The organism is Comamonas sp. lk (genome assembly GCF_900564145.1).
Classification (GTDB): domain Bacteria; phylum Pseudomonadota; class Gammaproteobacteria; order Burkholderiales; family Burkholderiaceae_C; genus Comamonas.
Map to the genome: position 1 here is coordinate 3648285 of NZ_UOOB01000001.1, position 24857 is coordinate 3673141.

The 24857-nt window shown below is 62.5% G+C and carries 22 protein-coding genes; 8 read left to right on the forward strand and 14 right to left on the reverse strand.

Annotated elements, in window-relative coordinates:
• Positions 1-73 precede the first annotated feature (73 nt).
• From EAO39_RS16650 to EAO39_RS16665, 4 genes are all read right to left on the reverse strand, one after another.
• The gene (locus tag EAO39_RS16650) at positions 74-838 is read right to left on the reverse strand and encodes a LuxR C-terminal-related transcriptional regulator (protein WP_162989600.1); all 765 of its coding nucleotides are present in this window, start codon (positions 836-838) and stop codon (positions 74-76) included.
• Between the two features lie 91 nt (positions 839-929).
• Complete coding sequence (locus EAO39_RS16655) at positions 930-1148, reverse strand: DUF2783 domain-containing protein (RefSeq protein ID WP_120969559.1); 219 nt, start codon at positions 1146-1148, stop codon at positions 930-932.
• Positions 1145-2806 (reverse strand): FAD-dependent oxidoreductase, encoded by a 1662-nt coding sequence (locus EAO39_RS16660; RefSeq protein ID WP_120971207.1) that lies wholly within the window; start codon positions 2804-2806, stop codon positions 1145-1147. Before EAO39_RS16660 ends, EAO39_RS16655 begins: the two co-directional genes overlap by 4 nt.
• A 5-nt stretch (positions 2807-2811) precedes the next feature.
• Positions 2812-3771 carry an MBL fold metallo-hydrolase gene (locus EAO39_RS16665; protein ID WP_120969562.1) on the reverse strand — a complete coding sequence of 320 codons (960 nt, stop codon included), beginning with the start codon at positions 3769-3771 and terminating at the stop codon, positions 2812-2814.
• Positions 3772-4099: 328 nt separating this feature from the next.
• Between EAO39_RS16665 and EAO39_RS16670 the strand changes: the two genes are divergently transcribed.
• Complete coding sequence (locus tag EAO39_RS16670; protein ID WP_120969565.1) at positions 4100-4966, forward strand: M23 family metallopeptidase; 867 nt, start codon at positions 4100-4102, stop codon at positions 4964-4966.
• Between the two features lie 111 nt (positions 4967-5077).
• On the opposite strand, the gene EAO39_RS16675 is transcribed toward EAO39_RS16670, so the two are convergent.
• Entirely contained in the window at positions 5078-5608 is a 531-nt protein-coding gene (locus tag EAO39_RS16675) for a DUF2242 domain-containing protein (RefSeq protein WP_120969568.1), read from the reverse strand.
• Between the two features lie 413 nt (positions 5609-6021).
• Here EAO39_RS16675 and EAO39_RS16680 point away from each other — a divergent pair, with 413 nt between their 5' ends.
• Positions 6022-6846 (forward strand): META and DUF4377 domain-containing protein, encoded by an 825-nt coding sequence (locus tag EAO39_RS16680; protein WP_120969571.1) that lies wholly within the window; start codon positions 6022-6024, stop codon positions 6844-6846.
• 534 nt (positions 6847-7380) lie between these two features.
• On the opposite strand, the gene EAO39_RS16685 is transcribed toward EAO39_RS16680, so the two are convergent.
• The gene (locus EAO39_RS16685; protein WP_120969574.1) at positions 7381-7728 is read right to left on the reverse strand and encodes a hypothetical protein; all 348 of its coding nucleotides are present in this window, start codon (positions 7726-7728) and stop codon (positions 7381-7383) included.
• A 446-nt stretch (positions 7729-8174) separates the two neighbouring features.
• On the opposite strand from EAO39_RS16685, the gene EAO39_RS16690 reads away from it, so the two are divergent.
• Complete coding sequence (locus EAO39_RS16690; protein ID WP_276209322.1) at positions 8175-9446, forward strand: MFS transporter; 1272 nt, start codon at positions 8175-8177, stop codon at positions 9444-9446.
• 103 nt (positions 9447-9549) lie between these two features.
• Here EAO39_RS16690 and EAO39_RS16695 read toward each other — a convergent pair whose 3' ends face one another.
• Positions 9550-10545: a diaminopimelate dehydrogenase gene (locus tag EAO39_RS16695; protein WP_120969580.1), complete on the reverse strand. Its 996-nt coding sequence runs from the start codon at positions 10543-10545 to the stop codon at positions 9550-9552.
• 88 nt (positions 10546-10633) lie between these two features.
• Complete coding sequence (gene rarD / locus EAO39_RS16700; protein ID WP_120971208.1) at positions 10634-11524, reverse strand: EamA family transporter RarD; 891 nt, start codon at positions 11522-11524, stop codon at positions 10634-10636.
• A 236-nt stretch (positions 11525-11760) separates the two neighbouring features.
• On the opposite strand from rarD, the gene EAO39_RS16705 reads away from it, so the two are divergent.
• A complete protein-coding gene (locus EAO39_RS16705) occupies positions 11761-12525 on the forward strand; it encodes a pseudouridine synthase (protein WP_120969583.1) in 765 nt (254 codons plus the stop codon).
• A gap of 55 nt (positions 12526-12580) precedes the next feature.
• Here the strand turns inward: EAO39_RS16705 and EAO39_RS16710 are convergent, their stop codons facing one another.
• Positions 12581-13603: a DHHA1 domain-containing protein gene (locus EAO39_RS16710; RefSeq protein WP_120969586.1), complete on the reverse strand. Its 1023-nt coding sequence runs from the start codon at positions 13601-13603 to the stop codon at positions 12581-12583.
• A 274-nt stretch (positions 13604-13877) separates the two neighbouring features.
• On the opposite strand from EAO39_RS16710, the gene EAO39_RS16715 reads away from it, so the two are divergent.
• The gene (locus tag EAO39_RS16715; protein ID WP_120969589.1) at positions 13878-15074 is read left to right on the forward strand and encodes a M20 aminoacylase family protein; all 1197 of its coding nucleotides are present in this window, start codon (positions 13878-13880) and stop codon (positions 15072-15074) included.
• A gap of 62 nt (positions 15075-15136) precedes the next feature.
• Here EAO39_RS16715 and EAO39_RS16720 read toward each other — a convergent pair whose 3' ends face one another.
• Together EAO39_RS16720 and ylqF are read right to left on the reverse strand one after the other, a co-directional pair.
• Positions 15137-17458 (reverse strand): GGDEF domain-containing phosphodiesterase, encoded by a 2322-nt coding sequence (locus EAO39_RS16720; RefSeq protein ID WP_120969592.1) that lies wholly within the window; start codon positions 17456-17458, stop codon positions 15137-15139.
• 147 nt (positions 17459-17605) lie between these two features.
• Complete coding sequence (ylqF, locus tag EAO39_RS16725) at positions 17606-18730, reverse strand: ribosome biogenesis GTPase YlqF (RefSeq protein WP_240467038.1); 1125 nt, start codon at positions 18728-18730, stop codon at positions 17606-17608.
• A gap of 83 nt (positions 18731-18813) precedes the next feature.
• Between ylqF and EAO39_RS16730 the strand changes: the two genes are divergently transcribed.
• Entirely contained in the window at positions 18814-19038 is a 225-nt protein-coding gene (locus EAO39_RS16730; RefSeq protein ID WP_120969595.1) for a hypothetical protein, read from the forward strand.
• Positions 19039-19040: 2 nt separating this feature from the next.
• Positions 19041-19295: an oxidoreductase-like domain-containing protein gene (locus tag EAO39_RS16735; RefSeq protein ID WP_205589402.1), complete on the forward strand. Its 255-nt coding sequence runs from the start codon at positions 19041-19043 to the stop codon at positions 19293-19295.
• 9 nt (positions 19296-19304) lie between these two features.
• Here EAO39_RS16735 and EAO39_RS16740 read toward each other — a convergent pair whose 3' ends face one another.
• From EAO39_RS16740 to EAO39_RS16750, 3 genes are all read right to left on the reverse strand, one after another.
• Positions 19305-20939, reverse strand: coding sequence for a methyl-accepting chemotaxis protein (locus tag EAO39_RS16740; protein WP_240467039.1), 1635 nt, complete (start codon positions 20937-20939; stop codon positions 19305-19307).
• 155 nt (positions 20940-21094) lie between these two features.
• On the reverse strand, positions 21095-22621 hold the full coding sequence (gene gshA / locus EAO39_RS16745) for a glutamate--cysteine ligase (protein ID WP_120969601.1): 1527 nt from the start codon (positions 22619-22621) through the stop codon (positions 21095-21097).
• Positions 22622-22886: 265 nt separating this feature from the next.
• Positions 22887-23798: an SDR family NAD(P)-dependent oxidoreductase gene (locus EAO39_RS16750; RefSeq protein ID WP_120969604.1), complete on the reverse strand. Its 912-nt coding sequence runs from the start codon at positions 23796-23798 to the stop codon at positions 22887-22889.
• A 634-nt stretch (positions 23799-24432) separates the two neighbouring features.
• Here EAO39_RS16750 and EAO39_RS16755 point away from each other — a divergent pair.
• Complete coding sequence (locus tag EAO39_RS16755; protein ID WP_120969607.1) at positions 24433-24756, forward strand: 2Fe-2S iron-sulfur cluster-binding protein; 324 nt, start codon at positions 24433-24435, stop codon at positions 24754-24756.
• Positions 24757-24857 lie beyond the last annotated feature (101 nt).

The window sequence follows — 24857 nt, forward strand, 5'->3', positions numbered from 1 at the left end:
GACATTGATTCGGGCCCTTATCTGCCGCCAATCCATATCGAAATTACGCTGCATGCTATATAAAACGTAGCAATTAGTGCAACAAACCCGCCAGAAAATCATTGGCCCGGTTGAAACGATAGCGAGCATAGGCGCGCAGCCTATAGGTCAGCACCGTGGCGGGCTGAATGGACAGGGCCCGGGCAATTTCTGCGGCACTGTCGCCCAGCAGGCTCATGGCCACGATCTGGCGCTCGCGCCCCGTCAGCTGCGGGTAGGAGCGCTGCAGACGCAGCAACAGCACTTGCAGCGCGTCATCGGGCAGCACCTCATCCACCGCAGGGCTGCGCGCATGAAAACTCAGCGCGGCCATGGCCACCTGGCCCAGCGACCATAGCGGGGGCGCGGCCTCGGGCGCGGCCTGCAGGCCGCGGTAAAAGCTCAGCACCATGAGTTTGCCGGGCTCGTGCCAGCCAAAACTGATCTTGTCCAGAAAACCCGGTTGGTCAAAGCACAGCTCGCGGTACTCGCCTCGGGGAATGTCGGCGGCACGCACCCGGCGGCTGAAGCCGCTGGCCTGATCCCGCAGCGGGCTGGCCAGCAGCGGATCCTTGGCATGAAAGCGGCGGGCGTAGGCGGCCGTGCGCTCGGCAATACCTTTGCGCTCGCCCGAGGCCAGCAGCATGCGCACATCGCCGCGCTCCAGATCCACCTGATAGGCGAACACTTCGTCAATGCAATCGAACTGGCGCGCCGTGCCCAGCAAGGTGGCCGCAAACTGCGGCGTGGATGCGGCCTCTATCAGTGCCTGGCCCTGGCGGGGGCTGAACAAAGGCTGGGGAAATGGGTTGCGGCTCATGCGCTGCCTCGCTTTCATGGGCAAAGCTGCAGAGTCTCAATCTGCAGCCGGGAAATGCGGGCACCAGAATAGCGCAAACCGCTTCTCCCTCTCAGCCCCGCCCGGCCGCTGACAAGGATGGTGTGCGCCGGGCCAGCTCGATGGCCTCCATGACCACGGCACTGTCGCCAATATGGTTGGCCAGGGTCAGGATCAGCTTGGCGCAGACCTTGAGGCTTTGGGCCTCGTCCAGCCCCTCGTGCATTTGCAACAGCTGCTGGTAGACATCGTCCACATGGTCCAGATGGGCTTGGCGAATCAGCTCGCTCATTGGCTTTCTCCTTGTGCGCGCTGCAGGCTGGCCTGCACGGTGGTGGCCGGCACCGGGTTTTGCCAGCGGGCGGCCACATATTGATCCGGGCGTATCAGATAGCCGCAGCCGGGCGCCAGCGCATAGCGGCTGCACAGCAAATCCTGGTTGCCGGGCAGGCTGGCGATATCGAGCAGTTCCACACCTTCAGGCAGGCTCTGCGTCCATTGCCGGGCCAGCAGCACAAAGCGCCCGCCCAGCCTGGGCAGCAGCCAGCGATCTTCGACTCCTGAAAGAGGAGCATCCAGTGCAGGTGATCCGGGGGCTATGCCGCTGTTCCATTCGCAATCGTCCGGTGTGTTCAGCCGACTTTGCGGATAGTGGATGGCCGTGGACAAACGCCCGGAATTGACGAAGGGACGGGCAAAGGCCTCTGTGGCAGCCAGCTCCAGCACCGCATCGCGAAAAGCCTTGCTGGCCGTGCACTTGGGGGTCAGAAAGTCGGTGGAGCGGGTGGAGTTGAGAATGTTCTCGTCGGCCGTGGCAATGGCTTCCTCGTTATAGCTCTCCAGCAGGCTCTGGCCGGCCTTGCCGCGCAGCAGCAGATCCAGCTTCCAGCCCAGATTGTCGATATCGGCCAGACCGCCGTTGCAGCCGCGCGCGCCAAAAGGCGAGACCAGATGGGCGCTGTCGCCCGCAAACAGCACGCGGCCGTGGACAAAGCGCTGCATGCGACGGCACTGGAAGGTGTAGATGCTGTACCACTCCTCTTTGAACTGCACATCGGGCCCCAGCATGGCGCGCACATAGCGCTCCACGTTCTCGGGCTGCACGCAGGCCTGGCGGTCGATATTCCAGCCCAGCTGAAAATCCAGCCGCCACACGCCATCGGGCTGGCGGTGCATCAGCGCCGACTGGCCGGGATTGAAGGGCGGATCAAACCAGAACCAGCGCTCGGCAGGCCGCTCCTGCTGCATGCGGATATCGGCAATCAGGAAATTTTCCTCGAACACTCTGCCGTCAAAGTCCAGACCCAGCTGGTTGCGCACGGCGGATTTGCTGCCGTCGCAGGCAATCAACCAGTCGGCACGCAAGCGGTAGTCCCGCCCGGCGGCCTGCACCTGCAGTTCCACATGATCGGCATGCGGCTGCACGGCAGTTATCTGCTGGCCCAGACGCAGCTCCACATTGGGCAGTTGCTGCAAGGCCTGCAGCAGCGCCTCTTCCACGTAGTACTGCTGCAGATTGATAAAGCCCGGGTACTGCTGGTCCTTCACGGGCAGCATGTCGAACTGGTAGACGGGCTCCGGCCTGTCGCCCCAGAAGACCTTGCCCACATTCCAGGTCACGCCCTTGTCCAGCAATTGCCGGCCTACGCCCAGGCGCTCGAAAATGTCCAGGGAGCGCTTGGAAAAGCAGATGGCCTTGGAGCCGCCGGCAATAAAGTCCAGCTTGCTGATGACCAGCACCGGGTGGCCGCGTCGCCCCAGATCCAGGGCCATCGCCAGGCCCACCGGGCCCGCTCCTGCAACTACCACCGGCACATGCTCTAGCCCCGCCTGCGCGGGTGCGGCCGTGGCCCCGATGTGGCGCCAGACCGGCACGCCGCGGTGATGGGTGGTGGGCTGGGGTGCCTGGCCCGCCTCCTGACCCGCCTGAGTATTTGCGCTATGGACCATGGCGATCAACCCTGCAGCTGGGCCCAGACTTCGCGATCGCGCTCCTCGGTCCAGATGCGCGGCCAGTCTATGCCGTCCAGCTCGTCCCAGAGGCGCTGCACGTCAAACGGCAGGCAGTGCTCAAAGATCGGCCAGCGACCAAACTTGGGGCCCAGGGCCTGGTGGGTGGCTTCAAACGCTTCTTTGAGCGTGCCGCCGCGCCGGTGCACGGCACCCACGTTGTCGATCATGCCTTTGAGAAACTCGCGGGTCTGCTCGATGGCTGCATCCGTGGCCGCCACGCCCTTGGCCACGGCACCGCGCCCGCCCACCAGAAACTCGGCCCGATAGGTCTTGAGCCTGTCCAGCGTGGTGCTGGCCCATTCCATGTGAAACGCATCGCCGGTGTAGAGCGCGGCCTCGGCCTCCACCAGATCGCCGGCAAACATGGTCTTGGTCTTCTCATGCCAGACGATGATGTCGCCCGCCGTATGACCGCGGCCGTTGAACTGCAGCTCGAGCTTGCCGCGATTGCCGCCCAGCTCGATCTCGAAATGGTCTTCGAAGGTCTGCGTAGGCCAGGTCAGGCCGGGAATGCCTTCGGGCTCCTTGAACAGACGCGGCATGCGGCCGTACTCGCTGTCCCAGTCCTGCAGGCCGCGCTCTTCAATGAGCTTGCGTGTGGCTTCGCTGGCAATGATGTGCTGGGCTTCGAACGCCGAAGCGCCCAGCACGCGCACGGCGTGGTAGTGGGTCAGGATCAGGTATTTGACGGGCTTTTGCGTGTGCTCGCGCAGTTTTTTCAGCCAGTCGCGGGCCGCCGCCGGCGTGGCCCGGGCCTCGATGGCGACGATGAAATCCTCGCCTTCAAAAGCGCCCACATTGGGATCGCCTTCGGCCGTCAGGGCATACACGCCATCGGCCAGAATTTCCAGGGTTTCGGTCTTGACGCCGAGGTCTGCCGAGGATGCAAACGGTTTGGACATATGAGGTCTCCTTGAGTCTTGTGATGGGCACGCTGCGACGGTATGCGGCAGTGCACCCATGGCAGGGCTTGCAAATCGCAACCCACCCAGTGTCTGCAGCGCTCCCGATACTGTCTGTCCATAGGTCTACAGACAAACCGAGGGCAAACCGTTGATTGCGGGTAAGTACCAGGAGAGCGCCGAAAGCCGGCTCGCAGAGGCCGCAAAGAGTGTGCCTCTTGAAAGCCAATAGGCCGCAAGCACGCTGAGCATCTACGCAGCGTGCTATGGTTATTCCATGGGTTCGCCCGGCACGGACGAACCGGCTCCCTCTTGCGCACACAACCGTATGACCTCTTTTTCTGCCCTGGAACGCCGCCGCTTTGTGCAGTGGATTTCGCAATCCGCCCTGCTGGCCGGCGTCCCGGCGGCCTGGGCCGCCAAGCCTGCAGCGGACAACCGGCTCTGGCCGCAAGACAGCCGCGTACCCGGCGGCGTGGCCCGTCTGTCGCTGGGGCCGGCCGCCACGCGCCCGCAGTTCAGCACCAACGATGCGCCTGGCCTGGTGCTGGGCGACATGATCGAGTGGACGGCTCTGATCGGCATTCCTTTGTCCACCGCCCCTGGCGAGTACAGCCTGCAGGTGAATCTGGACGGGCAGATGCGCGACAAGCGCTACACCGTGCGGGACAAGCAATATGTGGAGCAGCGGCTCAAGGTCTCGCCCAAGACGGTCGATCTCTCACCCGAGGACAATGCCCGCTATGAACGCGAGTCGACCCACCTCAAGAACGTGATGGCCAGCCTGGTCCAACCCCTGCCCAAGGCCCAGGAGTTGCACATGCAGGTGCCGGTGCCCGGCCGACGTTCCAGCTCTTTTGGCCTGCGCCGCGTGTTCAACGGCCAGTCCCGCAATCCCCATAGCGGCATGGACATCGCCGCCCCTACCGGCACCCCCGTCAAGGCGCCGCTGGCGGGCCGGGTGATCGACGTGGGCGATTATTTCTTCAACGGCGGCACCGTCTGGCTCGATCATGGCGGCGGCCTGCTGACCATGTACTGCCACCTGAGCCAGGTGAACTGCAAGCTAGGCGATGAACTCCAGAGCGGCGACGCTTTTTGCAAAGTGGGTGCTACCGGCCGCGTGACCGGCCCGCATCTGCACTGGAGCGTGATGCTCAACCGCGCCATGGTGGACCCGGCGCTGTTTATCTAAGCTAAGCCGCACCCGCGGCAGGGCAGAAACAAGGCTGCCTTTTTATGGAATCTCAACTTGATAGCAATCAGCGCTTTATCCATATAGGCTAGAGCCCATATTTAGCTGAAATCAGGGCGTATCCCGGTCCTGCTGCAGATAAGTCTCCAGCAGATCAAAGAAGCTGTCGTAGAAGCCGCGTCTGGCAATGGTTTCGCTGCCCACTTTCACCAGCGAATCGCTGCTCGATGAAAACGGCAGCGACAGCGAACCCAACGCGCCCACGCCCACGCTGGCCGAGCTGGCACTCTTTTTCAAGGTATAGCGATCCTGCAACGCCGTCACAAAGCCGATGCTGATCTGACCATCCGTGGTCTGGGGCACGCACACCACGCGGATATTGATCTCCAGATTCAGATCCGATTCCGGCTGAAAGCTCTTGCGCCCCTCTATCAGCTCCTGCGTGCGCGCATTGGCGATATAGCCCTGGCTGAGCAGGGCACGCCGCGCCGCCTCACAGGTCTGGGTGGGCGTGGCATCGAAGCTGCGCGAGAAGGTGGAAGTGGAATCAAAGTTCTCCTGTACCGGTATCTGGCGATTGGCCGTGGCCGAGCAGGCCGACAGCGCAGCCACGCATACCACCGGCAACAGCCAGCGCCCCATTGCCGCCGACACGGTCCACTTTGCACCAGAAACCACGAACACTCTCCTCGCTACAAACAAGCTGCATGCCATGCCAATCCGGCACCTCAGGCTATAGATAGCGTAGCAGCTCAAAAATTCCCTTGACCCCGCGTTTTCTGACGGCGGCAGGCAATTGTCTCCCGTCAGCCGCCCGCTTGAAAAAAGGCTGCAGTCTCTTACATTCTGGGCATCCCATAGGGCAGAGCCCGGGGTTGACATCGGTTATGGTGCTGCTGATAGCGCTGCAAGCGCTTGGGCCCATGGAGCATGTCCGTTCTTGCAGATCTGCGCGTGCTGCTTTATTTTTATGGAACTGCAGCCGCCACAACGACTCTAGTTGCATCAACCCAGGCGCTTGCCTTCCCGGTTCATCCCACTTTTAAGGACTGTTTATGAAATTTCGCTGGACCTGGTGCCTTCCCCTGATTGCCTCCTTGACGCTGGCCGCCTGCGGCACCACCGACGGCGGTGGTGCCCGCCCCACAGGCCCTAGCGGCCCCGCAGGCGATGCGCAATCGCTGACGGCCTATCACTGGCAACTCAAGCAGGCCTACACCCCTGCCGGTACAGAAGATCAAAGCTGGTTCATCAGCTCCAGCTCGGGCAAAGGCCTGCTGCAGCTGGACTTTGTCGACCAGCGCGTGGTGGTCAAAAATCTGTGCAACGTCATGTCTGCGGGCTACAGCATCGAAGGCCAACGCATCAATCTGACCCGCACCATGAGCACGCTGATGGCATGCAACGACAACCAGCTGATGATGCTGGAGCAAAAAGTCGGCCGCATTCTGCCCACCGCCAAGCAATGGGCCGTGCAACTGGGCCAGGGTCAGGAAGCACCGCGTCTGACGCTGCAGTTCATCGACGGCACCAAGTGGCAGCTGGACGGCAAGCCCACGGCCCAGACCCAGCATGGCAGTGCGCCGGAGCGCATCTTTCTGGAAGTCGCCTCGCAGCGCACATCCTGCAACCATCCGCTGATCAAGGATTTCCAGTGCCTGAAGGTGCGTGAGATCCGCTACGGCGACAACGGCGTCAAGACCCATACCGGTCCCTGGGAGAACTTCTACAGCGAAATCGAAGGCTACAGGCACGAGCCCGGTGTGAGCAATGTGCTGCGCATCAACCGATTCAAGCGCCAGAACGTGCCTGCCGATGCATCGAGCTATGTCTATGTGCTGGACATGGTGGTCAGCTCGGCCATTGAAAAGCGCAACTAAAGACCTTCCCGCAGCCAGAAGCCGTTCACGCGGCCTCTGGTGCCCGGAATGCAAAGCCAGCCACAGCGCTGGCTTTTTTTGCGTCAGCTCGCCAATGTTTCACGCGGCGCAGCTATGTTTCAACTTGTTAAAAATATCGCAATCAAATAAATTGTTTTTCTTTTAACAACAATTACTTAGCGCATTTTCAAGACAGCCACATGACAGAGGGCGGCAGCGCAAGGTTATACCCATTCGCTGTGGGCGCGCCTGTGGACAAGCCTTGGGACAAACCGGTCCAAGCCGCGCCAGCCTTGGATTCCCCATCATTGATTAAAAAATAGGCAACTCAGCGAGCTCCCAGGCCTTGCCAGACACATGGCCTACATGTTTCACGCGCCACCCCGGGCACTCCCCCAATCTATTGCAGACATAAAAAAAACCGGTACCTATCACAGTACCGGGGGGAGAAAAGGAGACTCTGACCTCAACCCAAGGTGCCTGGCCAAACACCCTCACCAACAAACACTATGGCATCCAATCCGGCGCCGACCTTCAGCAAAGGCGAAAGCGCCCTTCCACAAACATGGAGGAGCGGTGACCGGAGTCGCACTGGGCATCGGCATAGGACCAGAAGGCCTGTACCGTGCCGCTGGTCGAATCAATGACCTGACTGACCGTGAAGCCGGTCTTTTCAATCCAGTTGAGAAAATGCAGGTTGTCGCTGAGCTGCAGATAACTGAGTGTTTCGCAGCCTTCGGCCACATGCCCCATGGAGTCCACCACACGCCAGATCATTTTTCCTTCGCGTGAATAGCGCACTTCGGCACGGCTGTCCGGAAACTCAATGACTGCATCGCGCCCGAGCAAGGTGCCTGCATATTGCATGGAGAGCATGGACATGATGGAACTCCTTGGATGAAAGCCCGCAACGCGCTGGACTTGGCTTTTGCTATGTCGTGCAGTGATGGTCGCGCGCAGCCAAAATCTTGTGTGTGGGAAGGCGCCGCATGGAATCGTCGGCCCGCATTTGTTTGCAATTGGAGGCCTGTTTCCTACCCGGGAGCAGGCGGCATGGACGGCAGCGGCCGCCGCCTGCAAAACTTGCGCCGATGGCCGATACTCGAGCCCAGCCTGCCGCAAGCTGCGGCGCAGAAATTGAGCCAGGGTAAACGCCAGGGCCACTTTCTCGCCCAGCCAGAAAAAACACTACACCGCTGCCCTGGCCAAGACCGCAAACCATGCGCCGCCGCGAGTCGGTTGCGTGCGTGCCTGGCTCGCCCCTTTTCTTGCGCAATGGCGCCGGGGCTGCGGTTTCGGATCTGAACTTGTCTACTTCTGCACCTTCGCTGCGCTCCGACACGAACGCCCCCGCCTCGCCACCGCCTCCTTTGCGCGACCGCGCTTTTGTTTCCTTTGTGCTGTCGCGCATGCTGGCCATGTTTGCCCAGCAGATGCAGGCCGTGGTGGTGGCCTGGCAGGTGTATGACATCACGCGCGAGCCGCTGTCGCTGGCCTATGTGGGTCTGGCGCAGTTTCTGCCCATGATGGGCCTGCTGATCCCAGCAGGCGATCTCAGTGATCGCATGAGCCGAAAGCGCCTGCTCAGCATGAGCTGGCTGCTGGCAGCCGTGTGCTCGCTGCTGCTGTGGCTGCTGTCACGCAACGGTGTCCACAACGTGCACTGGATTTATGCCGTGCTGGTGCTGTTTGGCTGCAGCCGTGCTTTCAGCGGCCCGGCGCTGCAAAGCCTGCTGCCGCAAATCGTGGCCCGCGCGCAGCTGGCCAAGGCTCTGGCCACCAACAGCATGCTGATGCGTATCTCGGCCATTGCCGCACCGGTGCTGGGCGGCGCCTTGTATGCGCTGGGCGGCGGCGTGCTCACCTATGCGGTCTGCGGCATCAGCCTGCTGCTGGGCAGCGCCCTGCTGAGCCGCGTGCCCGTGCGCTATGCCGAGACCTGGACGGTCACGACCGGCTCCATGTGGCAGCGCTTTACCGAAGGCGTGAATTTCATGCGCACCCGCCCCATCATTCTGGGCACGATTTCGCTGGATCTGTTTGCTGTGCTGCTGGGCGGCGTGATTGCCCTGCTGCCGGTGTACGCACACGAAGTACTCAAGGTGGGCCCCCAGGGCCTGGGCCTGCTGCGCTCGTCCATGGCTGTGGGGGAAGTCTGCATGGGCTTGTGGCTGTCGGCGCGGCCCATCAACCGCCATGTGGGCAAGGTGATGTTTGGCGCCGTGGCGGTGTTCGGCCTGGCCAATCTGGTGTTTGCGCTCTCGCACTGGTTCTGGCTGTCCATGCTGGCGCTGGCGCTGGCCGGCGCTGCAGATATGGTGAGCGTCTATATCCGTGGCGCTCTGGTGCAGTTCTCTACGCCCGACACCATGCGCGGCCGCGTCAATGCGGTGAACATGCTGTTCATAGGCTCGTCCAACGAGCTGGGCGAATTTCGCGCCGGCACCAGTGCCTCGGCGCTGGGCGCCATTCCTGCGGCCGTGCTGGGCAGCCTGGGCACCCTGGGCGTGGTGGCCGCCTGGATGGCCTTATTCAAGCCCTTGCGCGATGTGGACAGACTCGAGGACGCCACGCACCTGAGCAGCACAGACGCTAAATAATTGGATAACTGCTTGCGCTTGATGGATAAGCGCTACCGCCAGTTTTGATATGAAAAAGCCTCGCATGGCGGCGAGGCTTTTTTCATTGGGCGGCGCGGCTCAATTACAGCAGTTCGGCCCGCAGCTGGGCAGCGCTCTTGGACGAAAGCAGGCCGGGAGCCACGTCCAGCACCGTCTTGCAGCCATATTGACCCGCTTGCGCCATGCGATGCACGGCACGTGCATAGGCCACCAGCACGCTGGAGGTGAACTCCGGATTGCTGTCCAGCTGCAGGCGGTACTCTATGACCTGCTTGCTTTGGGCCGAGGTATTGCCGCTGCGGATCACAAAGCCGCCATGGGGCATGGCGCCATGGTCGCGCGCCAGCTCCTCGGCGCTGATGAAGTGCACCGCCGTGTCGTACTCGTCAAAGTAGTGGGGCATTTCCACAATGGTCTGCCGCACGGCGTCGGCATCAGCGCCGTCCTGCAGCACGACAAAGCACTGGCGTCGGTGTTTTTCGCGGGTGCTCAGCTCGGGGCGCACGCCGGAACGCACCTTCTCCACAGCGGTCTCCACGGGAATGGTGTATTGCACGCCGCCGGCCACGCCGGGCACACGGCGAATCGCATCGGAATGCCCCTGGCTCAGACCCTTGCCCCAGAAGGTATAGGTGGCGCCATCGGGCAGCAGGGCTTCGCCCATCAAGCGGTTGATGGAGAACATGCCCGGGTCCCAGCCGGCCGAGATCAGCGCCGTGGTCTGACCGCCCTGGGCCGCTTGATCGACCTTGGCAAAGTGCTCGGGAATGCGGGCATGGGTGTCAAAGCTGTCGATCAGATTGAAGTGGGCCGCCAGCTCGGGCGTCTGGCTGGGCAGATCGTCCTTGGAGCCGCCGCAGAGAATCAGCACATCGAGCTGACCCTTGTGCGAGAGCAGGCTGTCCATGGCGTACACCGGCGTGTCGGCGTTGCCGGGCTTGAGCTGCGCCGGAGGACGGCGGGTGTAGATTCCCGCCAGCCGCATATCGGGATTGAGGGCAATGGCCGCTTCCACGCCGCGGCCCAGATTGCCATATCCGACGACGCCGATGCGGATGGGGGATGTTGTCGATGCCATGCAGTGCACTACCTTTCCAGTATCAAAAAACTCGGTTGCCAATCGTTGCGATGTTATGCACTATTTTGGGGCTTTCAATGAACAAGCCTCAGTAAGCACTGTGTGAACGCCCACGCCACCAATGCCAGGCGCCGTCCAGCACCAGCAAGCCCACGGCAGCAAAAATCAGGGCGTAGGTCGGCAGCTGCGCGGGCTCGATGCTCTCGCCCAGCAGCCAGGCCACCAGCACCAGCAGCACGGGCTCCGCATAGGACAGCAGACCGAACAAGCCCATGGGCAGCCAGCGGCTGGCCAACATGTACAGCGCCAACGCCACGGCACTGACCAGGCCCAGCAGGGGCAGAAGCAGCCACAAGACATCGTGACCGGCCACCAGCGGCCAGCTATTGGGCGTCCGAAAGCTAAAAGCCAGCGCCGCCGGCAGCAGCAGACCCATGTCTATCCAGTGGCCAGCCAGCGTATCGGTGCGCAGAACGCGGCGCAGCGCGAAATACAGCGTATAGCCCAGTGCCACCACCCAGGTCTCCCAGGACATGCCACCGGCCTGCCAGAACTCGTAGGCCACACCCAGAGCCGCCACGCCGGCGGCCAAGCTCTGCCCGGGGCTGAGCCGCTCGGCAAACAGCAGGCGCCCGGCCACCACCATGACCAGCGGCAGCAGAAAATAGCCCAGCGATACCGGCAGCGCCCGCCCGTTCATGGGCGCCCACATGAAAATCCACAGCTGCACGCCCAGCAAGGCCGCACTCAGCACCAGCTGAGCGGCAAACACCGGTTCGCGCCGGGCCCGGGCCAGCAGCGCCAGCGCCGCCGTCAGCTCCTTGCGCCAGAGCAGCAGCAGCGTGGTGAAGGGCAGCGTCATCAGCACCCGCCAGCCGAAAATCTGTTCGCTGTCCAGCGGTGCCAGAAACGGCGACAGATAGTAAATGGCACCAAACAGCAGGGATGCCAGAACCGAGACCACAACACCTTTGAACATCAGAAACACGCAATCCAAACAAACACTAATCAAGAACTCTTTCAGCCCTTATCCTTCAAGCACAGTACGCTATCGAATAATGAGCATTCAACACACATGGCCGGCGCCGGCCATTGTCGGCCACGCCATGGCCGCCAGCTTCGCCTACAAGTCAAGACAGTCAGGCCCGGCGCCCCTTAGGCTTTGCCTGTACAGTGCGGCACCCTTGCCTGCTCTTTGCCTCGCCCTGCCTGCCCATGACTGAAGCCGCCCCCTGCCCCGAAACGCCAGCGCCTTTGCACATACTCTGGCAGGACGAGCACATGGTGGTGGTCTACAAACCGGCAGGCTGGCTGGTGCACCGCACAGGGCTGGATGCGCATGAAACCCGGTTTGTGATGCAAACCCTGCGCGATCAGCTGGGCCGGCATGTCTATCCCGTGCACCGTCTGGACAAGGGCACTTGCGGCGTTCTCGTCATGGGCTTGCACAAACAGGCCACACAAGCCCTGGCCGCAAGTTTTGCCGCCCACGCCACGCGCAAGGAATATCTAGCCCTGGTGCGCGGCTGGTTACCCGAGGTTCTGGAGGTGGACCATGCGCTCAAGCCCGATGACGCCCCCGAGGACGCACCGGTACAGGAAGCCCACACCCAGCTGCGCTGCCTGGCACGCCTGTCATGGCCCGAAAGCTACGACGGCCGCCACCCCGAGACCCGCATCAGCCTGGTACAGGCCCTGCCCACCACGGGACGCCGCCACCAGATCCGCCGGCATTTGAAGCATGTGGCCCATCCCATCATTGGCGATGCCACCCATGGCAAAGGGCCGCTGAACCGCTGGTGGGCCGAGCGTCTGGGCCAGCAGCGGCTTTGGCTACACGCCAAGGCGTTGGAAATTCCACACCCCGTCACCTCAGTGCCCATGCGCTTTGAAGCCGACTGGTCAACGCTTTCGCATGTGCAGGAGGCGCTGGACTGGCAAAAGCTGCTGGCCTTGCCCGGCTGGCAGCCCATTCCATAAAAAAAATAGCTGACAGCGCTTATCCATCAAGCGCTGACAGCTATGGTTTTCTGAATTAAAGCGCCGCCTTAGGCGTGTCACGCACCCACTTACCCTCTTCATCGAACTGCAGGCTGGGCGCCGCCACAAACCCGTAAGTGGCTTCGGGGTCGGCCTTGAGCTCGCCCTGTAACAACTCGACCAGACGCTCGTTGGGCATCTTGAAACCGCAGGCCTGGGCATGACCGCCGCCGCCAAAGCTTTCTGCCAAGGGAATGCAGTTGAACTCCGAGCGCGAGCGCAGGCCGACCTTGGTGCCCTTGTGATTGGCATGCCACATCAGGGCAAAGCTGCCGCTCTGGCGCGCCAGCAAGTCGCCGACCTGGCTGTGGAACATGCCGGGGCAGTTGACCATCAGGCCCTGCATGCCGTTGAAGACCAGCACTTGGGCGCCGTCGGCGATGTCGGCGCACAGCTTCTGGAACTTCTCGTCCATGGCACCGCCACGGGCCATGTAAACGGCCTCCTGCTCGGGCGTGAAAGCCGCAATCTCGGCCCAGCGCTCAAAGCTGCGCACGGGTTCCATGTCCAGCGCCGCCAGAAAAGGCGCGCTTTCCTTGAATTCCCACTTCCAGATATCGCGGTCTTCGATGTAGCGAATCAGACCGGGCACAGGCTTGTCGGACTGGAAGAACTCCCAGCCCAGACGCGCACCCGACTTGTTCATGTCGAAATGCACCACACCGCAGCGGCACTGGTAACCCGTCAGCTTCTCGGCTGCGCTCTTGTGGTGATCCAGCACCACCAGCTTGGAGACGCGCGACTCGATTTCGGCCAGCAGCACGGGCTCGAAAGCAAAGTCCAGCACGTAAACGGCACGACCCGCCAAGTCACCCAGATCGTCTGCATTCAGGATTTCACCATGGTCGAGACCGCGAAACTCGGCCTGGCCTTCATAGAACAACCAAGCGGCCAGGGCCGCGCCAAAGCCGTCGGGGCAGCGGCGGCCATGGTAGAGGATCAGAGGCTTGGGGTCGTTGCGATCGGGGCGAACCAGCAATTGCTGAAACAGCGGCAGTTTGGAATTCTGTGGGGTCATATGGCCGATATTGTCGCTGTTTGCATCTGCAGCCGTGTGAAGCCCAGCCCCACCCCGGAGACACACTGCGGCATTGCCCCTGAATGGCGTAAGTAATTGTCAGCTCACGGCTTGGACTAGCACAGGCGGCCAATCACCGGGCCTTCGGTATCTACCTAAGGCCCTGGGCTGCGCATGCGCCTATGATGGGGGTCTTGCCATTGAAATGCTGCGGCCACCGGCAGGTCCGCCTGCCGCAAAAGTGGGATTCCCACGGGTGCTCCGCGGCCCCTGTATGCGATCTACTCCCGATATCACACCTCATCTCGGTACGCTGCTCAATTTCCGCCGCGACCTGCACGCCAACCCCGAGCTCAAGTACGAAGAGCACCGTACAGGCGACAAAATTGCAGCCTACCTCTCGGCGCTCGGCCTGACCGCGCACCGCGGCCTGGGCCAGACCGGCATCATCGCCAGCATCTACGGCAAGGGCCGTAGCAAGGACAACCCCGGCCGCAGCATAGGCATACGCGCCGACATGGATGCCCTGCCCGTCACGGAAATCAACACCTTCGGCCACATCAGCCAGAACAAGGGCCGCATGCATGCCTGCGGTCACGACGGCCACACCACCATGCTGCTGGGCGCTGCCACCACGCTGGCCCAGCACCCCGACTTTGACGGCACGGTTCACCTGATCTTCCAGCCCGCTGAAGAAGGCGGCGCCGGCGCCAAGGCCATGATGGACGACGGCCTGTTCGAAAAATTCCCCTGCGAAGCCGTGTTTGCACTGCACAACTGGCCTTCGCTGCCCGCCGGTCAGATGGCGGTGCGTGTGGGGCCCATCATGGCCTCCACCCTGCGCTTTCAGATCAAGGTCCACGGCAAGGGCGGCCACGCCGCCATGCCCCACACCACGCTGGATCCTATTCCCGTGGCCTGCGCCATCGTGACGCAGCTGCAGACCCTGGTCTCGCGCAGCACCGATCCACTGGATTCCGCCGTGCTCACCGTGGGCAAGATCACCAGCGGCACCGTGGAAAACATCATTCCCGATGACGCCATCATCGCCGGCACCGTGCGCACCCTGAAGAAGGAAACGCGCGAGATGTTCGTCGAAGGCCTCAAGCGCATCAGCAGCCATGTGGCCGCAGCCCACCAGTGCACGGCCGAGTTCACGCTGCGTCCCGGCGCCTACCCCAACACCACCAACCACGCCAAGGAAGCCAAGTTCATGGCCGCCGTGATGCGGGAAGTGGTGGGCGATGAGAATACCTTTGACGATGTGCTGCCCGCCATGACCTCCGAAGACTTCGGTTTCATGCTCGAAGCCGTGCCCGGCGCCTATGGCTGGATTGGCAATGCCAAGGGCGACCAGCCCGGCGTGAGCCTGCACAACCCGGCTTATGACTTCAATGACGACAATATCGGCCGGGGTTCCAAGTTCTGGGACCTGATGGCCCGCCGCTGGTTTGAGCAGCCTGCCGCCTAAGGTAAGCCCAATCATGACAAAGGCCAGCAAGACTTGAGCTTGCTGGCCTTTTTCGTTGGCGTTCAGAGCCGCAAGCCCTCGATGGTGGCCTGAGGCCCCTGATCCGGCGACGGCGGCCTGTGGCCCAGCACCATGGGCAGCCAGTCCTCCACCGGCTGCGCTTTGCCGTAGTACAGGCCTTGCAGCACAATCGCCGGGTTCCAAGCCTTGAGCAGCCGGGCCTGGGCGGCCAGTTCCACCCCCTCGGCCACCACGCGCAGCTGCAGGCGTGCGGCCATGCGGACAATGGCCTCCACCAGCGCGGCATCAATCTCGCTGACATGGCTGCCGCGAATAAAGCTCTGGTCTATCTTGAGCTCCTGTATCGGCAGATGCTTCAAGCTGGCAATGGACGAGTAGCCGGTGCCAAAGTCGTCCAGCGCAATCTCCAGGCCCAGCGCGCGCAGCTCATGCAAGCGGGCCCGCGCCACATCCACATCGCGCATCAGCACGCCTTCGGTAATCTCCAGCGTCAGCCGCTCGGGGCTGGCACCGCTTTCGGCCAGAATGCTTTTGAGCGTGGACACAAAGTCCGCATGCGCAAACTGTATGGCACTGACATTGACCGACAGACGCAGACCATGGGCCGCGAACTCGGCTTGAGCCAGCAAGGCACAGGCCTGGCGCAGCACCCAGTCGCCCAGCTGCACAATCAGCTGCGACTCCTCGGCCACCGCAATGAAATCCGCCGGGCCGACCAGACCCCATTGCGGATGCTGCCAGCGCACCAGCACCTCGCCGCCCACGCACACGCCCTCATGGTTGGCCTGGGCTTGTACATACATGCGCAGCTGTCCGGCCGGAATGCCAATACGCAAATCCTTGGCGATGCGAAAACGCCTGTGGGCCAGTTCGGCCATGCGCGGATCGAACAGAGCCATGTTGCCGGGGCCGATACGCTTGGCCTCGTTCAGGGCCACGCCGGCAAAGCGCAGCACATCATTCCCCTCAAGCGCGCCTTGCTCCAGCTCCAGCACCGCGCAACCGATGCTGCAGGAAATGGCCTCCGACTCAGAGCTGTTCATGATGCTCAAGGGCTTTTGCAATGATTTTTGCAAGGCTCCGGCCTCGCCGACCAGCAAAGCCTGCACCGCCTCGATGCTGTCGCCTGCGGCTTCGAACAGCACGGCAAACTCGGCCCTGGAAATGCGGGCAATCAGCACGCCCTCGGGCAGCTGCTCCACCAGCCGCAGCGCGAAAGCGCGCAGCACGGCATCGCCATGCTGCACGCCGTGCACATCGTTGAAGCTGGAAAAGCGATCCACATCCACCAGCATCAGCCCATGCCAGCTCGCAGCCGCCTTGGCTGCGCGCGAAAGCTCCTTGACCTTGAGCGCCAGCGAATGCCGGTTGGCCAGACCGGTCAGCACATCGAGATAGACCAGATCGTGAATGCGCCGCGCCGCATCCACGCGCTCGGACAGGTCCTGCTTGAGCTCCACATAGTTGACGATCTCGCCTTGCGGTGAACGTATGGGTGCCACCAGCACCGACTCGCGCAGCGCCGCGCCGTTGCGGGTGCGGTTGGTCATCTCGCTGCGCCAGATGCGACCGGCCAGCAACTCCGCCAGAGCGCGCTGGCGCTTGTTCCGGTCCAGCCCCATGGTGGACACCAGCTCCGTAGGCTGACCCAGCACCTCGCCGCGGCTATAGCCGGTGCGGGCCAGAAAAGCATCGTTCACATACACCACCTGCAAATGGGTGTCGGTGATGACGATGCTCTCGGGGCTTTGCTCGACCGCACGGTGGAATTTGCGCAACTCCTGCTGACTTTGCTCCAGTGAACGCAGGATTTCCATGCTTTTGAGCGCCTGCCGGCCCAGGCTGGCGCGGGCCATCAGCGTGGCTGCCACGGCCAGGCCCAGCATGCCCAGCACATAGAACAGACCCGCCGCGCCCAAAATCTGCTCTGCCGGCAGCTGGCTGATACCCAAGTGATCCAGCGCCCAGAAAAGCAGCAGCAGCGCCACGGACAAGGCCAGCATGACCAGAGTGTGTGCAAACCCCAGCAGCCATGCCGTGATGACCATCCAGACCGGCAAGGCCATGATGGCCTTGCTGTCCATGCCGCCAGACCATCCGGCGGCGGCAGCCACCCACAGCCAGTTGCTCCAGACAAAGAGCACCATCGCAGCATTCCAGCGCCGCAAGCGGGCCAGAGTCATCGCGATGGCCGCTATGGGAATCAGCAGCAAAAACAGCAGCACATCGCCCCAGGAGATCCGGGGAGAGATCAGACTGGCCGTAGCCGTCACCAGACCCAAGGCGCTCATCCAGAGGCAGGCGAACCACAGCATGCGTCGCATGGACACGCGGTTTTTTGCCTCGACGAAAAAACGTTGCATGGGCAAGCGGCATCCTCCGGAGGTGGGGTGCACCATCCTAGCCTCAGTTGGCTGCCACCGCTATCGGACACCTGCCCAGGTGTCATACCGCCATCACCAATCGCCCCCGTCTGGCCAGAGCGGGGCGATCAGAAGCTGCCGACGATCTCAGCGCGCGCGCGACTTTCGGGGCTTGGCCGCCGCAAGCTTGACCGGCCTGGGCGCCGTGGGCCTGCTGGCAGTCTTGGCTCCAGGTTTTGGTGCGGCCTTGGCTTCAGGCTTGGCGGCGGGTTTGGGTACCGCCTTGACTGCCGGTTTTGCTGCCGGCTTGGCGGCGCTTCCCTCTTCGCGCGGAGGGCGGGGAGGACGGCGCTTTTTGGCGGCGATGGCATCCTTTTTGGCCTGGCGCTCGGCATCCTTGATCTGGCCTGCGGCCAGCCAGGCTTCGAACTCGGCCGGGGTTTCCAGCGTGATGCGCCCCAGGATGGCGTCGCGGAAGTCGGTGAGCACCAGCTCGGCCGCTTTTTGCAAGTTCACCCGGCCGCCGCTCATCACGGCGCCGCGCTTTTTGCCTATCAGGGTCAAAAGCTCGTCATCGTGCAGTGCCCCAATCTCGGCCGCATCCAGGCCCAGCCTGTAGCGAGCATCCAGCAGCGCCGCGTAGTTCTTTTGCAGATAGATCAGCAGCTCCAGCGCCACCAGCTCTTCGTCGTAGGCGTTGCGGCCCACGGCACCGCTGGCGGCCAGATTGAAGCCGCTTTTTTCCACAATGATGCGCGGCCACAGCATGCCGGGCGTGTCCCAGAGATAGAAATCATCGGCCAGCACAATGCGCTGTTCGATCTTGGTGATGCCGGCCTCGTTGCCGGTCTTGGCCTGGGTCTTGCCGCTCATGGAGTTGATCAGCGTGGACTTGCCCACATTGGGCACGCCGCAGATCAGCACGCGCATGGGCTTGGCCATGCCGCCGCGCGAAGGCGCCAGCAGCTTGCATTGCTCGATCAGACGTTTGGTGGGGGCGGGCTCGGAGGCATCGAGCGCAATGGCGCGGGTCTCGCTCTGGGCGTTGTACCAGTCCAGCCAGGCCTTGGTCTGCGCGGCATCGGCCAGATCCTGCTTGTTGAGAATCTTCAGGCGCGGCTTGTGGCCCGTCATCTCCAGCAACAAAGGATTGGCGCTGGAGCCGGGCAGGCGCGCGTCCAACACCTCAATGACCACGTCAATTTCCTTGACGCGCTCCATGATGGCCTGGCGCGTCAGGTGCATGTGACCGGGGAACCATTGGATGGCCATAACGGGTTTTCTTTCTTGTATTGAGGGGAAATAAGGCGGGCAAGCATAATCGCCCTCTGCTTTTCTGACCGATGCGCCCTGTTATGCCCCTGCCTTCCGCCCCCAAAAAATCCAAATCCCACAACGAGATTCTGATCAAGGGCATGACGATTGCGCTGATCGGCATCATCATTCTGGTCGCCCCGATTTTCAAGCCCGAGAGCGGCATAGGCCAGCTGTTTGCCCAGTCCTATCTGGTGGGCTGGTTTGCGCTGATTCTGGGCGCGGCCTTTATCGTGCAGTTTCTGCTGCGCCGCAAAAAAGGCTGAGCATGGCCCTCGTCGAGAGCCAGCCTGAGGCCCTGCTGCAGCCGCTGAGCCAGGCCCAGGCCCAAATTGCGCTGTGGACTGCTCGCGCCGCTGCGCTGCAGCTAAGCCTGCGCCCACCGCCGCCCCAGCCCACCAGCTGCTGCGGCCGTGGCTGCAACGGCTGTGTCTGGGAAGGTTTTTTTGATGCGCTGCAGTTCTGGTGCGAGGACGCGGAGCAAGCCGTCACCGAAGCGGCCTCAGCAGCGCTGCACGCCTGAAATTCAAAGCTAAACCAGCGCCAGCGGGCGTGCAGCATGCGCCTTGACTTCAAAGTGCATAGCATCTGACGGCGACAGGTACACCTCGTTGACCAGCCTGAAGCGCCCGGTTCCGGCCTCCAGCCGCTGAGCCTGGGTAAACAGTTCCTGCGCCGCAGCGCTCGATTCGGCCACCAGGGCGGCGTTCTGGCTGGTCATGTCGTCGAGCGCCTGTACGGCATCGCTGATCTGTGCAATGCCCTGGTTCTGAGCCTGGGCTGCTTCGGTGATCGAGGCAATCAGGCCGCTGACCTTGTGCACATCGCGCACGATGTGCTCCATGCGCTGGCCGGCCTGCAGCGCCAGCTCCGTGCCCGACTGCACCTGCTGCGAGGAATGCAGCATGAGCTGGCGAATCTGCTTGGCCGCCTCGGCACTTTGCTGGGCCAGCTCCCGCACTTCGGCCGCCACCACGGCAAAGCCCCGGCCCTGTGCACCGGCACGTGCGGCCTCCACGGCGGCATTGAGCGCCAGGATATTGGTCTGAAAAGCGATGCCATCGATCACGCTCACAATGGCTGCCACCTGCTGGCTGCTTTGCGCCATGTGCTGCATGCTGCGCACCACCTCCTGCACTGCGGAGCCGCCGCTTTCCGCTGCCAGCGCCGCACTGCGGGCGCTTTGATCGGCATGCAAAGCGCTGTCGGCCGACTGGTTGACCAGCGTCACCATGCCTTCGATGCTGCCTACCGTGGACTTGAGCTGCTCTGCCGCATAGGCGGTGCGAGCCGATAGATCGCTGTTGTCCTGCGCCATCTGGCTGGATGCGGCGGCCACGGCCACCACGCCGCCCTGCACATCGCCCACCAGGCCGCGCAACTGCCGCGTCATCTGCGCCAGCGCCTGCATGAACTGACCCATCTCATCCGTGCGCTCGCTGCGCGGTGCATAAGACAGATCGCCGGCGGCAATGTTCTGCGCCAGGGTCACGGCCTGCTGCAGCGGCGTGGTGATGGAACGGATGGTGGCCAGCGACAGCAGCGCCCCCAGCAAGCCCATGAACAGACCCACACCCACGGCCATGCGCTTGGCCAGCAGACTCTGGGCGCGGCCTTGCTGCTCGGCATCCAGCCGCTGCTGCTGCTGGGCGGCGATAAAGCCGTCCTGCGCCTTCACATAACGCGCCGCAGCCGGCACCAGTTGCTCATCCACCAGCTTCTGCGCTTCCCAGGCCTTGCCCAGATCGCGTGCCTGATAGGCCTGCTCGTAGATGTCTAGCACGGCCTTGCGCTCCCGCTCCACCAGGGCCAGGCCTTGCAGATCGGTGGCGCTGGTGGCGGCGGCCTGCACCTGTTGCTGCAAACCGCTGGCCTGCTCCATCAAGGCCCGCGCTTTTTGCGAGAGGTGGGCAATCAGATGCTCTTCGGAGGAAAGCACGCTGGCCAGCGCCGCCTCCACGCTTTGCAGGCTCAAACCCTGCCAGCGCAGGGCCAGATTGATGCGCTGATCGGTGGACTGCACGGCGGTGCTGACTTTTTGCTCCACGCTTTGCAGATAGGCGAACAGTCCGCCTGCCACCCATACGCTGCACAGCAGCAGGCCCAGAAACAGCGCCCACATCTTGCGGGCCACGGAAAGGTTTTGGAATGTCTTCAGAAACAGCATGCACTTATCGCTCATCAAACGCGGGCTGAAGTGACCGCCCGCCTTTGCTTACGATATGAAACAAGCATGTCACGCTGATGACATGGTGAAAAAACAAGAAAAAAGCGCTTGCAACCCTTCAGTTGCAAGCGCTTTAAGCTATCAAAACTACTGCTTCAAAGCAGGCTGGCCGGGTCCATATAGCGCTGGCGCCATTCTTCAAAGCTCAACGTGTCTGCCGCTTCGATACGCGCCTGGGCCGCCACCGATTCTTCGGCCAGTTTTTCAAAGCGGCTTTGCTGCTCTGCCGTCCAGGGCATATGCAGCAGCGCATCGCGCGCCTTGGCCGACTGTGCGGTCATGAAGTCGATGAAGCGGTTGCCGTATTCGCTGCTCAGCTGCTGCAAAACCTGGGCCGAAGGCGTGATCTCGCTGCCGTTCACACGTGCCAGCGCCTGCTCCAGCGCGGCCGTGTAGTCGCTGCTGCTATTGGCGGCATCCAGGGCCTGGGCGTAAGGGCGGCATTGCTGCAACACCTCTTGCGCCCAGTCGATCAGCGACACTTGCTGGCCGCGGCGGTTGAGCATCAGACCGGGCTCGCGGCCCTGCTCTGCGGCCAGGTGCTGGTTGTGCTTGAGGTCGGCAATTTCCTGCGGCGTATCGGGCGGGCTGTCGGAGTACAGGCAGTGCAGCAAAAACACATCGATCATGCGCATGGTGGCCGAGGCGATGCCCACGGTCTCATACGGATCGATGTCCATCAAGCGCACTTCCACATACTCCACGCCGCGCTCGCGCAAGGCGTGCAGCGGGCGCTCGCCGCTTTTGACGGTGCGCTTGGGGCGTATGGTGCCGTAGAACTCGTTTTCTATCTGCAGCAGCCCCGTGCCCAGCTGGTTGTAATCCCCGCCGGGATTGCGCACACCCAGTTGCTCGTAGGCGGGATAGGGACGGGTCAGCGCTTCGTGCAGCGAGTTGGCATAGCCTTCCAGGCCGTTGTAGCTCACGCAGATGCTGGACTGCGCATCACTTTGGTAGCCCAGCCGCCCCATGCGCAGCGAGGTGGCGTAAGGCAGGTGCAGCGCATCCTTGCCGTCGCCCAGCGGCTGCAGCCGGTGCTCGCGCCCCTCCACAAAGCAGGGGCACAGCGCGGGCGAAGCGCCATACAGGAACAGCAGCACAAAAGCATGGCGGCGGAAGTTGCGGATCAGCGCAAAGTACTCGTCGCTGCTGACGCCCGGCATGGACCAGTTGTAGTGAATGCCCGAAATCGTCTGCATGCGACGGCCATAGCGGTGGCCCAGGCCCATGCGGTACACGCTCTTGGAGCGGCCAGAGTGCGAGCTGCCGTAGCGGCCCAGCGGAATCGTCTCGTCCGTGGGCAGGCGGCAAGGCATGCTGGCATTCCACAGCAGCTCGCCGCTGTCGTTGAGGTTGCGCAGCACGAACTGGTGCACCTCGGTCAGCTCGTCCGTGCACTCCTGCACGCCCAGACGTGCACCGGTAATCAGCTCCAGCTGGGATTCGCTGTAGTCGGTGGTGATGTGGGGATGGGTCAGGGCCGAGCCCAGAGGAGCGGGGTGCGGCGTCAGCGCCAGCGAGCCCGTGGGCAGCACCCGCAATCCCTCTTTCTCTATGCCACGACGAATGCCCAGCAGCCTGTCGGCGGCCGGCATGTTCATGGTGGTCTGCGATGTCTTCATTCTTGGTTTACCGCTTTGTTAGTGAAGACGCTGACGACAAACCCCGTCTGCCTGATCGCGCCCAGACGGCGAATGATAGAGAAACACGCTGCATTGCGATGTGGGCTGGCCGCTTAACCACGTCTGATGGCCTGTTGCGCCTAGCAAAACCGGACAATAAAGCCAGCAAACTGTCAGCCTCAACGGCCATCAAAATATGAGGAAGCGCCCACTTTCTCAGCGCAAAAAGCCCGCGCGGCAGGGCTTTTCACGGCTGTGCTAGCGCTCAATGTCCGTGGGCTTGCATGGCCTTGCCCACCTCCACCTGGCCCTGGACCGAACCGCCGCCCGGCACCTGCTCGCCCTCGCGGGCCGTGACTTCGGCCAGGCGCGCGGCCAGCTCTTCGGGCACGGTCTCGCCTATGCCCAGGTAAAGGCCTTCGGTCATGGTGATGTGGGCGGCTTCAAAACCGCCGGCGCCGGCGCACAAGATGGTGCGAGTGGGCGCGCTTTCATGGGCCAGCACCAGCATGGCGGGCACCACGGCCTCGGGCTTCAAGGCTTCGAGCACGGGCTCGGGCAGCAGGCCGGCCGTCATGCGGGTGGCGGCCGTGGGCGCCAGGGCGTTGACACGGATATTGTTCTTGGCACCTTCGATGGCCAGGGTCTGCATCAACCCCACTTGCGCCAGCTTGGCGGCGCCGTAGTTGGCCTGACCAAAGTTGCCATACAGCCCCGTGGACGAGGTGGTCATCACGATACGGCCGTAGTTTTGCGCCTGCATATGCGGCCACACGGCCTTGCTGCAGTTGGCCGCGCCCATCAGATGCACATCCACCACCAGGCGGAAATCGGCCATGTCCATCTTGGCAAAACTCTTGTCGCGCAAGATGCCGGCGTTGTTGACCAGGATGTCCACCCGGCCCCAGGCGTCCACAGCCTGCTGCACCATGGCTTGCACGGCCTCGAAGTCGGTCACCGAAGCCGCGCTGGCCATGGCCTCGCCGCCGGCAGCGCGAATCTCGTCCACCACTTTTTGCGCAGCCGTGGCCGAGCTGCCCGAGCCGTCGAGAGCGCCGCCCAGATCATTGACCACCACCTTGGCTCCGCGCTGGGCCAGCGCCAGCGCATGCAGCCTACCCAGACCGCCGCCTGCGCCCGTCACGATGGCCACACGACCTTGAAAATCCATTGCCATGCTCTGTGCTCCTCTTTGAAATATTCGGACCAATCCACTCTAGCCAATTTAGAGGCCCATGTTGCAGTGCAGCGTTACCTAGGTGACTGCGCTGGGGTAAATCTGGAGCCATTCACAGCAGGCGCTATCAATTTGATTGCTTTTAGCGAAGACCCTGATTGATCTTCAGGTTCTATTAATTGATAAACGTAGATAGCGCTTGCACAATACGCTCCTATTTTTGATGGAATCCTACAATTGCAGCCTCGGCGACTTGTTCATGCACTCGCTGGACAATCTTGTGAACAACTGCGCCTGCCGGCGGGATAAGTAGCTCAAGTATTTGATTACAAAGCATAAAGTTTTCTCTGCTTAAATTTAAGGCAGACCGGACCCCATCGGCGCTGCATTCCAGCTTCTGCCTTATCCCCGTTTTTGCGGCACAAGCATGTGGACAAGCCGCCGAAATCCCCGCACAAGTCATGTAAAACCTTGTTTTTGTTGAGATTTTCAAAACCCGCTTAAAAACAAGGCAGCGCTGACAGCCGGGGCACTGAGCCGGCATGGCTTGCGGCCGCCGCAAACGCGATACAAACGGCGGTTTGCCGCAGCGCCTTTATTCGCGCCGTCACCGCCTTTATTCGAGACAAACCACATGTCCAGCAGCCAGTCCCAACCAGACAACGCCTCCTTGTTCGCCCCCCCTTTCTATATTGCCAAGTGCGAGCCCAGCGGCCAGCAGGTCGATGCCTGGGCCGACCAGTCCCTGCTCGATTCGCTGGAAGGCGGCGGCGTGGACTGGCCCAGCTCCTGCCGCAACGGCACCTGCCGCACCTGTCTGGGCCAGATGGTCTCGGGCTCGGTGCGCTACGAGATCGAATGGCCGGGGCTGACGGCCGAGGAAAAGGCCGAGGGCTATGTGCTGCCCTGCTGCGCCTATCCGGACAGCGATGTGGTGCTCAAGGATCACGAATTCTGATCACCCCCTGCCCTGACTGATGCGGCGCGCTGGAATAGAATGGCTGCTTTCTGCAAGGCCTGTGCCAAGCCGAAAGCGGCCGGCGCCGCCCTCACGTTCTT